At 74.3% G+C, this 12,531-nt stretch carries 11 protein-coding genes and 2 pseudogenes; 2 read left to right on the forward strand and 11 right to left on the reverse strand.

Going from position 1 to position 12,531, the window contains the following annotated elements; translation table 11 throughout:
• Positions 1 to 31: 31 nt before the first annotated feature.
• Positions 32 to 481: a hypothetical protein gene (locus tag ACLWS4_RS14920; protein WP_049654244.1), complete on the forward strand. Its 450-nt coding sequence runs from the start codon at positions 32 to 34 to the stop codon at positions 479 to 481.
• Positions 482 to 560: 79 nt separating this feature from the next.
• On the opposite strand, the gene ACLWS4_RS14925 is transcribed toward ACLWS4_RS14920, so the two are convergent.
• The 6 genes and pseudogenes from ACLWS4_RS14925 to def all read right to left on the reverse strand — a co-directional run bounded on the left by ACLWS4_RS14925 (position 561) and on the right by def (position 5,445).
• On the reverse strand, positions 561 to 1,286 hold the full coding sequence (locus ACLWS4_RS14925) for a MerR family transcriptional regulator (RefSeq protein WP_416874380.1): 726 nt from the start codon (positions 1,284 to 1,286) through the stop codon (positions 561 to 563).
• Positions 1,287 to 1,505: 219 nt separating this feature from the next.
• Positions 1,506 to 1,664 (reverse strand): annotated as a pseudogene (locus ACLWS4_RS14930) (MerR family DNA-binding transcriptional regulator); the annotation flags it as partial.
• Positions 1,665 to 1,730: 66 nt separating this feature from the next.
• Entirely contained in the window at positions 1,731 to 1,886 is a 156-nt protein-coding gene (locus ACLWS4_RS14935) for a hypothetical protein (protein WP_158077698.1), read from the reverse strand.
• A gap of 414 nt (positions 1,887 to 2,300) precedes the next feature.
• Positions 2,301 to 3,734 carry an RsmB/NOP family class I SAM-dependent RNA methyltransferase gene (locus tag ACLWS4_RS14940; protein WP_416874359.1) on the reverse strand — a complete coding sequence of 478 codons (1,434 nt, stop codon included), beginning with the start codon at positions 3,732 to 3,734 and terminating at the stop codon, positions 2,301 to 2,303.
• 135 nt (positions 3,735 to 3,869) lie between these two features.
• Positions 3,870 to 4,808 carry a methionyl-tRNA formyltransferase gene (gene fmt, locus ACLWS4_RS14945; RefSeq protein WP_074002397.1) on the reverse strand — a complete coding sequence of 313 codons (939 nt, stop codon included), beginning with the start codon at positions 4,806 to 4,808 and terminating at the stop codon, positions 3,870 to 3,872.
• Positions 4,809 to 4,899: 91 nt separating this feature from the next.
• Positions 4,900 to 5,445, reverse strand: a complete 546-nt coding sequence (gene def, locus ACLWS4_RS14950) for a peptide deformylase (protein WP_074002396.1) — start codon at positions 5,443 to 5,445, stop codon at positions 4,900 to 4,902.
• 310 nt (positions 5,446 to 5,755) lie between these two features.
• Here def and ACLWS4_RS14955 point away from each other — a divergent pair.
• Positions 5,756 to 6,223, forward strand: a pseudogene (locus ACLWS4_RS14955) (hypothetical protein); the annotation flags it as partial.
• Positions 6,224 to 6,638: 415 nt separating this feature from the next.
• Here ACLWS4_RS14955 and ACLWS4_RS14960 read toward each other — a convergent pair.
• The 5 genes from ACLWS4_RS14960 to gmk form a co-directional block, all read right to left on the reverse strand.
• Positions 6,639 to 8,723 carry a primosomal protein N' gene (locus ACLWS4_RS14960; RefSeq protein WP_416874360.1) on the reverse strand — a complete coding sequence of 695 codons (2,085 nt, stop codon included), beginning with the start codon at positions 8,721 to 8,723 and terminating at the stop codon, positions 6,639 to 6,641.
• Between the two features lie 140 nt (positions 8,724 to 8,863).
• Complete coding sequence (gene metK / locus ACLWS4_RS14965) at positions 8,864 to 10,087, reverse strand: methionine adenosyltransferase (protein WP_049651366.1); 1,224 nt, start codon at positions 10,085 to 10,087, stop codon at positions 8,864 to 8,866.
• Between the two features lie 152 nt (positions 10,088 to 10,239).
• Complete coding sequence (gene coaBC, locus ACLWS4_RS14970; RefSeq protein WP_049651365.1) at positions 10,240 to 11,469, reverse strand: bifunctional phosphopantothenoylcysteine decarboxylase/phosphopantothenate--cysteine ligase CoaBC; 1,230 nt, start codon at positions 11,467 to 11,469, stop codon at positions 10,240 to 10,242.
• Between the two features lie 188 nt (positions 11,470 to 11,657).
• Complete coding sequence (gene rpoZ / locus ACLWS4_RS14975; RefSeq protein WP_030056185.1) at positions 11,658 to 11,924, reverse strand: DNA-directed RNA polymerase subunit omega; 267 nt, start codon at positions 11,922 to 11,924, stop codon at positions 11,658 to 11,660.
• Between the two features lie 37 nt (positions 11,925 to 11,961).
• Positions 11,962 to 12,519, reverse strand: coding sequence for a guanylate kinase (gmk, locus tag ACLWS4_RS14980; protein ID WP_049651364.1), 558 nt, complete (start codon positions 12,517 to 12,519; stop codon positions 11,962 to 11,964).
• Between the last annotated feature and the right edge of the window lie 12 nt (positions 12,520 to 12,531).

Genomic DNA, 12,531 nt, shown 5'->3' on the forward strand with positions numbered 1-12,531 from the left:
ACGATCCAGCGCCACAGGGAGGTTGACCGCCGTGGACCCGATCATCAGCTGCCGCTGGCAGGACCCGAGCGGCGAGTGGGCCCTGACCGTCGGCCACAACGGCGACGCCTGGGAACTGCTCGCCTCGGCCCCCTCCTCGTCGGAGTCGATCCCCTTCGCGAACCCGGACGAGGTCCGCCGGCTCGCCCAGGCCCTGCTGGACCTGCCCGCCGAACCCGAGCCGTACGAGTTCGAGTGGCAGCTCTCCCGCAGCGGGCCGGCCCCCGCCCCGGGCGGGCCGCAGCCCCACTTCGCGACCTTCGCCGTCGGCCTCGACCCCACCGACGACCACCGCCCGTACCTCGCCTACCAGTCCTACTACGACCTGGGCCGGGCGACCGGACTCGGCCTGGAGGTGATCTGCGAGGACCCGCCGGTCGACCACCTCCGCGCCCAGGCCCACGCCTTCCTCACCACCTTCTCCGGCCCCACCCGCCGGTAGCCGTACAGACCCACCACCCCACGGCCCCACGGCCCCACCACCTCGCCACCTCGCCACCTCGCCACCGAGCAGCCCCGACTCACGCCACCGCGCGCACCGCCCAGTCCACCTCGGCCGCCCAACTCTCCGGCGCGGCCCAACCGTTGACCACCGCCAGCAGCTCCAGGTACCGCTCCCGCCGCGGATCGGCCATCGCCCCCAGCCGCTCCGCCAACCGGTCGCGCACCGCCCCGGCTTCCCCCGGCACCGCCCCCGCGCAGCACCGCCCGTACCGCTCCACCAGCACCGCGACGACCGCCGCCGCCTCCGCCGACCCGGGCTCCACCCCGGCCGCGACCGCCGGCCCGGCCAACTCCCGCACCGCCACCGCCAGTCCGGGCCTCGGCAGCCCCGTGCCGGCCGCCTCCGCGGCCTCCGCCTCGGCGAGCCCGCGCAGCAGCGCCCGGAACCCGGCGTCCCCCGCCAGCTGCGCCAACTCCACCCAGGCCTCGACCTGTTCGACCGACGGTTCCTCCGGCAGCTCCGGCGTCAACGAGCGCGCCACCGCGGCGAACCGCCCGCCGCCCCCGATCCCGCCGTCTTCGATCCCGCCGAACACCCCCGTCAGGAACTCCCCGATCAGGCGTCCCCGTTCATCCTCCGTGAGCCGGGCCAACCGGTGCACGAGCGTCAACTCCTCAGGTGTGGAACCGAGCCTGGCCACCGCCCCGAGCACCGCCCGCCGCAGCCGCAGCACCCGGATCTGGAGGTCGATCGCCTCCGCCTGCGCGGCGGCGACGTCGGCCGGCGTCAGTTCACGCTCCACCACCCGCCGGATCGCGGGCAGTCCGAGCCCGAGTTCCCGCAGGGTGTGGATTAGGTCCTCTCTTTCGGACCACGTCGGATCAGCGCGCGGCGTCGGAGTGCGTGCATCGCAAGGCGGAGGAGGGAGTCCATGCGGAGCATCGGCGACCGACGACAACGCGGCGAGGTGCGTGCTCCGGCGTCGTGCACCCGGCGTGGTCCGAAAGAGAGGGCCTGCTTCGAGGCGCGCGACGGCCTCGGGGCCGTACCGCCGGTGGCCGGCCGGGTTGCGGTCGGCCGGCGACACGATCCCCTGGTCCGAGTAGAAGCGGACGGTCTTGACCGTCAGCCCCGTGCGCCGGGCCAGCTCGCCGATCGTCCAGAGCGCGTCGCCGTTCATGGCCACCACCCTGCTACCTCCCCCTACGGGAGATGCAAGCCGCCCACGGCCGCGGCCGCCCCCGTCTCACCCACGGGGCCCGCGCCGACGCCCCTCCTCCCGCCCGGAGCGCCGCGGTGTCCGCCAGGCGGCGAACAGGATGCCCGCCGCGCCGATGACCGCCTGGAGCGCCCCCGTACCGGCCAGCAGGCAGATCAGGGTGCACACCGCCAGGATCGACATCAGGGCGATCAGATCGAGCGCGCGGCCGTCCGTCCCGGCACCACCGTCACCCCGCGAACCGGCAGGCTCCCCCGTCGAACGTCGAATCTCCGATGACACTGCCGCCTCCCACGGCCGGGGAGGGCAGCGCCGAGGATCCGACTCCACACAACGAAACAGCCGCATCGCGCCGCATGTCTTGTGGGGTTGCTTCCCCGGCTTCCGCCGCTCGACGCGACGAAGCCTGCCCCCCAAAGATCATGCAGCCGAGCGGCTACACAGCAGCCATGGAAGCCGACATCCGACGCCGCGTCAACCCCGCCCGGACAGGCGGCGGTTCACCTGCCGGAGCCGACCGGCCGGCCTCCCCGCCGAGGCGACGGCCCCGGCCGGGGAAGCGACCCCGACCGGGGAGGCGGCATCGGCACCCCGCCGTCAGGCGGTACGCCGCAGCAGCGCCAGGTACATCGCGTCCGTCCCGTGCAGGTGCGGCCACAGCTGCACGTCCGGGCCGTCGCCGAGCGCCGGGACGCCGGGCAGCAGCTGGCGCGCGTCGATCCACTCGACCCGGCCGCCCTCGGCCCGCAGCACGTCGTCCACGACCGCCCGGGTCTCCGCGAGGTGCGGCGAGCAGGTCGCGTAGCCGACCACGCCACCGACCCGGGTGGCCTCGATGGCCGAACGCAGCAGGTCCCGCTGGAGCGGGCCGAAGGCCGCGATGTCCGCCGGCCGGCGCCGCCAGCGCGCCTCCGGGCGGCGGCGCAGCGCGCCGAGGCCGGAGCACGGCACGTCGACCAGCACCCGGTCGAAGCCTTCGGACCGCCAGGCCGGGCGCGTCCCGTCGGCCGCGATCACGGTGTACGGGCCGGGGTTGCCCGCCAGCGCCCGTGCCACCAGCCGGGCCCGGTGCGGCTGCTTCTCGCTCGCGACCAGCGCCGCGCCCCGCTCGGCGGCCAGCGCGCCGAGCAGCGCGGCCTTGCCGCCGGGGCCCGCGCAGCCGTCCAGCCAGAGCCGGTCCGGCCCGTCCAGCGGCGCCGCGGCCAGTGCCAGCGCGACCAGCTGGCTGCCCTCGTCCTGCACGCCCGCCCGGTTCTCCTGGACCGCCGCGACCGCGCCCGGGTCGCCGCCCTCGGCGAGCCGCAGGGCGAACGGGGACCAGCGGCCCGGTTCGGCCTCGGGCAGCGCGTCGGCCAGCTCACCGACGGTGGCCCGGCCGGGGCGGGCGACCAGGGTGACCTCGGGCCGCTCGTTGTCGGCCCGCAGCAGGTCCTCCATCGCGGCGCGCCCGGAGGCGTCCGGCTGCCAGCGGCCGAGCGAGTCCCAGAGCGCGGAGACCACCCAGCGCGGGTGCGAGTGCACGACCGCCAGGTGGTCCTCGGCGTCCTTGTCGTACGGCGGAGCGACCTTCTCGATCCAGGCGTCCAGGTCGTGGGCGCTGATCCGGCGCAGCACGGCGTTGACGAACTTGGCCTTGCCGTCGCCGAGCACCACCCGGGCCAGCTCGACGGTCGCCGAGACGGCCGCGTGGCTGGGGATGCGGGTGGTGAGCAGCTGGTGGGCGCCGAGCGAGAGCACGTCCAGCACCGGCGGGTCGACCTTGCCGAGCGGTCGGTCGATGCAGGCGGCGATGACCGCGTCGTAGGTGCCCTGCAGGCGCAGGGTGCCGTAGACCAGTTCGGTGGCGAGGGCGGCGTCGCGCCGGTCCATGCCCTTCTGCTCGGCCTCGCGGAGCAGCGAGGGCAGGATCAGGTTGGCGTACGCGTCGCGCTCGTCGACGGCACGCAGCGCGCGGAACGCGACGATCCGGGCCGGGTCCTTCTTCGGGCGGCGGTGCGGGCGGGGGGCGCGCTTGGCGCTGGGGGTGGTCACAGGTGCCTCAAGGTGCTGCGGTGGTTATCAACGAACGGTGGTTAGCAACGAACTCGGACGACAACGCAATCGGACGACAACGAAGTCGAACGAACACGGACGATCTCAAACGAACAGTAGCGCCAAACCGGAGCGTCAGCCCCCGAAGCGCTCCCCCGCCTCCAGGCGCGCGCCCCGGGCCCAGTCGGCGGCCCGCATCTCCTTCTTCCCCTGCGGACGCACCTCCCCGAGCTCGATGTCGTGGCTGCCGGTCCCGACCCGGACACTGTTCTTGCCCGCCATCGCGACCTCTCCCGGCGCCAGCTCGGTGGAGTCCGGCAGCAGCCTGACCGGCCCGGTGACCTTCAGCCGCTCACCCCGGAACTCCGTCCAGGCCCCCGGCGCCGGCGCGCAGCCGCGCACCACCCGGTCGATTCGCAGCGCGGGGTGGCTCCAGTCGATCCGCGCGTCCTCGACGCTGATCTTCGGCGCGAGCGTGACGCCCTCGGCCGGCTGCGGCACGGCGTGCAGGGAGCCGTCCTCGATGCCGTCCATGGTGGCCGCGAGCAGCCGCGCACCGGAGAGGGAGAGCCGGGTGAGCAGCTCGCCGCTGGTGTCGGTCGGGCGGATCTCCTCGGTGATCACGCCGTAGACCGGGCCGGAGTCCAGGCCCTGCTCGATCAGGAAGGTGGACGCGCCGGTGACCTCGTCGCCGGCCAGCACCGCGTGCTGGACCGGGGCCGCGCCGCGCCAGGCGGGCAGCAGCGAGAAGTGCAGGTTGACCCAGCCGTGCTTGGGGATCTCCAGGGTGCCGGGGCGCAGCAGCGCGCCGTAGGCGACCACCGGGCAGCAGTCGGGGGCGAGTTCGGTGAGCCGGGCGACGAAGTCCGGGTCGCTGGGCTTCGCCGGCTTGAGGACCTCGATCCCGGCCTCCTCGGCGCGCTGGGCGACGGGGCTGGCGACCAGCTTGCGCCCGCGCCCGGCCGGGGCGTCGGGGCGGGTGACCACGGCGACGACCTCGTGCCGGTCCGAGGCGAGCAGGGCGTCCAGGGCGGGAACGGCGACCTCGGGGGTGCCGGCGAAGACGAGACGCATCAAGTGCCTTTCTGCAAACGGAAGTTCAAGAAACCAACGAAGACCGACAACGACCGGGGAAGACCACCGGGGCCGCCGGAACCGACCGGACTCAGCGGGCGGAGCCGAAGGTGCTGTGCGGCGAGACCTTGACCACCGGGGCCGGCCCGGCGCCCCAGTCCGCCTCCCGGATCGCCTTCAGCGCGGCCTTGCGCTGCTCGCGGTCCAGTCGGTCGATGAAGATGATGCCGTCCAGGTGGTCGGTCTCGTGCTGGATGCACCGGGCGAGCAACTGCGTGCCCTCCACCGTCACCGGATCGCCGTACATGTTGAAGCCCTTGGCCACCACGCCGTACGCGCGCGTGGTGTCGTAGCGCAGGCCCGGCAGCGACAGGCAGCCCTCGGGGCCGTCCTGCTCCTCCTCGCTCAGCGACAGGTCCGGGTTGATCAGGTGCCCGGTGACGCCGTCCACGTGGTACGTGAACACCCGCAGCGAGACGCCGAGTTGCGGCGCGGCGAGGCCGGCGCCGGGGGCGTCCAGCATGGTGTCGGTGAGGTCGCCGACCAGCTTGCGCAGTTCCTTGTCGAAGGTGGTCACCGGCTGGGCGGTGGACCGCAGGACGGGGTCTCCGAAGAGACGGATCGGCTGGATCGCCACGGGGTACGGGCTCCTGTCCGTAGGGGCGCGGGCTGCGGTCGGCGGCTGGTTCACCCGCCAGTCTATGCAACCCGCGCGGCCGCCCGCCGAGGGCTTCCCGGAGTCCGGACCGACACCGGACCGGCACCGCCTCAGGGCCCGGACCGGCGCCGGATCAGCACCGGATCGCCGCCCGGCACGCCCCGACTGTGCCGAGCCGCGTTACCCCGGCCCCCGCTTCGGCGTTGGTCAAGAGAGATTGACCGGGGCCGGGCGCACGGGACACCGCGTCCCGGCCGAGCTGAACCGTACGGAAGGTGGCACGTAGGCCATGGCCGAGCAGATCAACCACGACGCCCGGGCGCGGGCGAGCCTGCACCTGCTGGTGCGGGACATCGAGCGGGTGAGGCGGCAGGTCGACGCGCTGCGGACGCTCACCGCTCAACTGGGCAACGTCTACCGTCCGCGCCGACCGAGCACCTCGGCCGGCTTCGTGGTGTACGGGCGGGCGCCGGCGCCGACCGTGCGCCTGGCACAGGAGCTGCGGGAGAGCGTGGAGACCCTGGTGGCGGCGGCGGTCGAGTTCGACCGGGCGCTGGGGTTCTCCTGGGACTCGGTGGGCTCCGCCCTCGGGGTCACCAAGCAGGCGGTGCACCGGCGCTACGGGATGCGCCGGCCGACCAGCGAACTCCTCGCCGCGAGCGGCGCCGTCCCGGGCCAGGCCCGTCCGGACCGCTCCGAGGAGCTGCCCACGGGCACCGAGCGCACCGGACTGGCCACGACCGTCCCGGCGGCCCGCCAGGGCGGCCTGGACGGTCGCGCCCTGGAGCGCGCCACGATCGACCGCACCGGCATCGACCGCGCGCCGATGGACCGCACCACGATCGACCGCACGCCCATCGACCGAACCGGCATCGACCGGGGCGCGCTGGACCGGGGCCCGCTGGACCGCCCCGGCATCGACCGCAGCACGATCGACCGCACCCCCGTCGACCGCACCACGACCGACCGCAGCACCCCCGTCGACCGCCCCCAGGCGGACCGACCCGGCATCCCGCTGCGCGGCTGACCGAGCCACGCACCCGGGCCGTCCGGGGCGGGGTGGCCCACTCACCCCGCCCCGCCGGGCCGCCGGTCCCGAAGCCCCCGAACGCGACGCACCCACCCGCGAGCCCCCGAAGCCCCCGAACCCCGCCCCTCAGCCGATGTCCGTCTCAGCCGATGTCCGTCGGATCCACCCGCACCCGCACCGGCTCCGCCGTCCGCAGCGCGATCCGCGCGATCTGCGCCGCCTTGAGCGCCGCCGCCAGCGCGGCCCCCTGCCCGGGCGGCACCCGCAGCAGCGCCCGCTCCTGCTCCTCCCCCCGCAGCGCCGACGACGGCACCGGCCCGAGCACGTCCGCCTCCTCCGGCAGCCGGATCAGGTTCAGCAGGTCCGCGACCGCCGAGGGGCTGCCGCTCACCGAGGCCATCCGGGACACCGGCGGGAAGTGCAGCTGCGCCCGTTCGTCCCGTTCCAGCCCGGCGTGCCCCAGCGGGTCCCACCGGACCAGTGCCTGCACCGGACGGGCCGAGGGCTCGGCGACCACGACCACCGTCCCGCCCTCCGTCGAGGACCGCGCCAGCGCGGCCGCCGTGAGCCAGAGCCGCAGCGTCTCCTCCCCCGCCCGCAGGTCGGGCCGGCCGAGCAGCGCCCAGCCGTCCAGCAGCAGCACGGCCCCGTACCCGCCGCCGCCCTCGACCACCGGTTCCGCGCCGGGCGTGGAGATCACCAGGGAGGGTTCGTCCGGCACGGTGGCCAGCACCGCGTCCCGGCCCGAGGTCCGCACCGGGATGCGCGGGAACGCCTTGCCCAGCTCCTCCGCCGTCCGCCGGGCCCCGACCACCTGGGCCCGCAGCCGGAAGGACCCGCACTCGGGGCAGTGCCAGTCGTTCTCCGGCTCCCCGCACCAGGCGCAGCACAGCGTGGCGTCCGCCGAGGGCGCCTCCAGCGGCCCCTCGCAGCGCCGGCAGCGGGCGGGGGTCCGGCAGCGCCCGCAGGCCAGCCGGGGCACGTAGCCGCGCCGGGGCACCTGGATGAGCACCGGGTGTCCGGCGGCCAGCGACTCCCGGGCGGCCGCCCAGGCCACCGAGGGCAGCCGGGCGGCCTGGGCGGCGGCGTCCCGGTGCTGGTCCTGGTCGGTGACGGTCCGCACCCGGGGCGCGGCCTGCCGCACCGTCTCGCGGTCCGCGACCAGCGGGCGCGCCCAGCCGGTGCTGACCAGCTGCGCGCCCTCCACCGTCACCGCGTGCCCGCCGAGCAGCACCGCGGCGCCCTCGTCGGCGGCCCGCAGCAGCGCCACCTCGCGCACGTGCGGGTGCGGGGCGCGCGGGTCGCTGTGGCTGCCGTCGCCGTCCGACCAGACGACGACCAGCCCGAGGTCCCGGACCGGCGCGAACATGGTGGCCCTGGTCCCGATCACGGCGCGCACCGAGCCCCGGCTCACCGCGAGCCAGCGCTTGTACCGCTCGCGCGGGCCGAGGTCGGCCTCCAGCGCCACGTGCGCCCCGGGGCCGAGAAGTTCGGTCAGCGCCTGGTCGACCCGGGCCACCGAGCGCCCCTCCGGGAGCACGACCAGCGCCCCGCGCCCGCCGGCCAGCGTCGCGGCCACGGCGCGCGCGATCTCGTACGGCCAGCCGGGCCCGGGCAGCGCCGCCCAGACCGCGCGCGGCGAGCCGCCGGCGGTGAGCGAGGCGAGGAAGTCGGGCCCGGCGGGGTAGCGCTGCCAGCCGCCGGGGGCCGGGGCGGCCGGGCGCGGCAGCGGCGGGGGCGAGGGTTCGGCCTCGGCCTTGGCGTGCCGGGGCGGGACGGCCAGCTGGAGCACGTCGGCCAGCGTCCCGGCGTACCGGTCGGCGACGGTCCGGCACAGCCGCAGCAGCTGCGGGGTGAGCACCGGCTCGGGCGAGAGCACCTGGGCCAGCGGGGCGAGCGGGCCGGCGAAGTCGCTCTTCTCCAGCCGGGCGACGATGAACCCGTCGTGCAGTTCCCCGCCCTCGCGCTGGCCCTTCACCACCCGCGCCCCGAACCGCACCCGCACCCGCACCCCGGGCTGGGCCTCCTCGGCCATGGCGGCCGGCACGGCGTAGTCGAAGAACTTGTCGATGGTGAGCACGCCCTTGTCCACCACGACCCGGGCCACCGGCAGGTGCTCGGCCCGCTTGGCCCCGTGCCAGGTGCGCGGCTTGGCCCGCTTGACCGTCTCCCGGATGAACGCCAGCTGCTCCGGCTCGGCGGCCCCGTTCTCCCCTGTGCTGCTCATCGCCACCAAGTACTACCAGGTCACACCGACAATGCACGAAGCGGCGCCCACCCCCGAACGGGGACGGGCGCCGCTTCCGGGCGCTACGGGCCGAGCGTCAGAACGCTACGGGCCGGCGCTCGGGCGCCGGGCTCAGGACGTCAGTCCTGGACGGCGGCCTTCAGCTGCTCCACGCGGTCGGTGCGCTCCCAGGTGAAGTCCGGCAGCTCACGGCCGAAGTGGCCGTACGCGGCGGTCTGGGAGTAGATCGGGCGCAGCAGGTCCAGGTCGCGGATGATCGCGGCCGGGCGGAGGTCGAAGACCTCGGAGACGGCCTTCTGGATCGCGAGGACCGGCACCGACTCGGTGCCGAAGGTCTCCACGAACAGGCCGACCGGCTCGGCCTTGCCGATCGCGTACGCGACCTGCACCTCGGCGCGGCGGGCGAGGCCGGCGGCGACGATGTTCTTCGCCACCCAGCGCATCGCGTACGCGGCCGAGCGGTCCACCTTGGACGGGTCCTTGCCGGAGAAGGCGCCGCCACCGTGGCGGGCCATGCCGCCGTAGGTGTCGATGATGATCTTGCGGCCGGTGAGGCCGGCGTCGCCCATCGGGCCGCCGATCTCGAAGCGGCCGGTCGGGTTGACCAGCAGGCGGTAGCCCTCGGTGGTCAGCTTGATGCCCTGCTCGGCCAGCGCCTTCAGCTCCGGCTCGACGACGAACTCGCGGATGTCCGGGGTGAGCAGCGACTCCAGGTCGATGTCACTGGCGTGCTGGGTGGAGACGACCACGGTGTCGAGGCGGACGGCCTTGTCGCCGTCGTACTCGATGGTGACCTGGGTCTTGCCGTCGGGGCGCAGGTAGGGGATGGTCCCGTTCTTGCGCACCTCGGTCAGGCGGCGGGAGAGGCGGTGCGCCAGGGTGATCGGCAGCGGCATGAGCTCGGGCGTCTCGTCCGACGCGTAGCCGAACATCAGGCCCTGGTCACCGGCGCCCTGCTTGTCCAGGTCGTCAGCGCCGTCCCCCTGGGTGGAACCCTCGACCCGTGCCTCGTACGCGGTGTCGACGCCCTGCGCGATGTCGGGCGACTGGGCACCGATGGACACCGACACGCCGCAGGAGGCGCCGTCGAAGCCCTTCTTGGAGCTGTCGTAGCCGATCTCCAGGATCTTGTCCCGGACGAGCTGGGCGATCGGCGCGTACGCCTTGGTGGTCACCTCGCCGGCCACGTGCACCTGGCCGGTGGTGATGAGCGTCTCCACGGCGACCCGGGACGTCGGGTCCTCCCGCAGGAGAGCGTCAAGGATGGTGTCGCTGATCTGGTCAGCGATCTTGTCGGGGTGTCCCTCGGTCACGGACTCCGAGGTGAACAGGCGGCGAGACACAGCGCTCCCTGGGGTTGCAGCGGCTGCTGACTGAAGTTCCCCGGCTCGTACCGGGGAACTCCGGAAAGACTTGATTCCTGGAGTCTAACGGTCTGGTTCCGCCGAACGTCACCCGCTTCAGGATTTCTCGACCGCCGCGCGAGCGAATCCGATCAGTTGCCGCCTGTTTCCAGCCGCTTTGCGACCAGGTCCCAGACCACGTCCGCGAGCGCCTCCTTCGGGCCGACCGGAACGGCCGTCTCGCTGCCGTCCGAGCCCAGCACCACGGCCTCGTTGACGTCCGTGCCGAAGGCCTTGCCGTTGCCGACCTCGTTCACGACCAGCAGGTCACAGCCCTTGCGCGCGAGCTTGGCGCGGCCGTTGGCGAGCACGTCGTCCGTCTCCGCCGCGAAACCCACCACGAGTTGGCCCGAACGGGCCCGGTGGGCCGAGAGCTCGGCCAGGATGTCCGGATTGCGGACCAGCGCGACCGCGGCCGGTTCGACCCCCTCGACCTTCTTGATCTTGCCGGTGGCGTACTCGGCGGGCCGGAAGTCCGCCACCGCCGCGGCCATCACCACGGCGTCCGCGTCCTTGACCGCCTCCAGCGCCGCCTCGCGCAGCTCCAGCGCGGTCGAGACGTGCACCACGTCCACCCCGGCCGGGTCCGGCAGCTCGGCGTTGGCCGAGAGCAGCGTCACCCGGGCCCCGCGCGCCGCGGCCGTCACGGCGAGCGCGTAGCCCTGCTTGCCGGAGGAGCGGTTGCCGAGGTAGCGCACCGGGTCCAGCGGCTCCCGGGTGCCGCCGGCCGAGACCACCACGTGCCGGCCGGCCAGGTCGGTCGGCACCGGCCCGCCGCGGCGCAGCACGGCCTTGCACGCCTCGAAGATCGCGGAGGGCTCGGGCAGCCGGCCCTTGCCGGTGTCCTTGCCGGTCAGCCGCCCGACGGCCGGCTCCAGCACGATCACGCCCCGGCGGCGCAGCGTGGCGACGTTGTCCCGGGTGGCCGGGTGCTCCCACATCTCGGTGTGCATGGCGGGCGCCAGCACCACCGGGCAGCGGGCGGTGAGCAGGGTGTTGGTCAGCAGGTCGTCGGCGAGGCCGTGGGCGGCCTTGGCGATCAGGTCGGCGGTGGCCGGGGCGACCACGACCAGGTCGGCCTGCTGCCCGATCCGCACGTGCGGCACCTCGTGCACGCGCTCCCAGGTCTCGGTGGCGGCCGGGCGGCCGGACAGCGCGGCCCAGGTCGCCTCGCCGACGAAGTGCAGCGCGGCCGCGGTCGGCACCACGGTGACCTGGTGGCCGGACTCGGTGAAGCGGCGCAGCAGCTCGCACGCCTTGTACGCGGCGATCCCGCCGCTCACGCCGAGGACCACGCGGGGGGCGTCCGCACTCAGAGTCATCTACCGGCCTTTCTCCGCATCGGGCTCCGCATCGGGAACGCGCCCACCCTACGGCCCCCCGGCCCCGCCCCGCACAGCGCCCCGGCCCGACCCCGTACGGCGCTCCGCACCGCGCTCCGGCGCCGGGAACGCCGGAGGGCCCGGCGGAAACGATTCCGCCGGGCCCTCCCGGAAATTCAGCGACCGCCTCAGGCAGCCTCGACCGCCTCGGCGGTCAGCATGCCCGCGTTGATCTCGCGCAGCGCGATCGACAGCGGCTTCTCGTGCACGTGGGTGTCGACCAGCGGGCCGACGTACTCCAGCAGGCCCTCGCCGAGCTGGGAGTAGTAAGCGTTGATCTGGCGCGCGCGCTTGGCGGCGTAGATCACGAGGCTGTACTTGGAGTCGGTGGCCTCGAGCAGCTCGTCGATCGGCGGGTTGATGATGCCCTCGGGCGCGGTCATGGAAGAGGACACGCTAAAACCTTCCGAAAGGGTGGAAAAGACAGACAGGTCAGGCTACACCGAGCAAGGCTAGCAGTTCGGCCGCTACCTGCTCGACCGAGGTGTTGACAAGGGTCGTGTCGAACTCGGGCTCGGCCGCGAGCTCGATCTTGGCCGCCGCCAGCCGCTTCTCGATCACGTCCTGCGACTCGGTGCCCCGGCCGGTCAGCCGGCGGACCAGCTCGTCCCAGCTCGGCGGGGCCAGGAAGACCAGCTGCGCCTCGGGCATCGACTCGCGCACCTGCCGGGCGCCCTGGAGGTCGATCTCCAGCAGCACCGGCTCGCCGCGCTCCAGCTTCTCCTGCACGGCCGCACGCGGGGTCCCGTAACGGTTCCCGGCGAACTCGGCCCACTCCAGCAGCTCGCCGTTGGCGACCAGCTTGTCGAACTCGTCGTTGTCGACGAAGTGGTACTGGACCCCGTTCTTCTCGCCGGGCCTCGGGTGCCGGGTCGTCGCCGACACCGAGAGCCAGACCTCGGGGTGCATCTTCCTCATATGAGCGACGACCGTGCTCTTGCCGACCCCCGAAGGGCCGGAGAGCACGGTCAGCCGCGGACGCTCACTCATGCACCGATTATC

It is taken from the genome of Kitasatospora sp. SC0581 (assembly GCF_048159585.1).
GTDB lineage: Bacteria > Actinomycetota > Actinomycetes > Streptomycetales > Streptomycetaceae > Kitasatospora.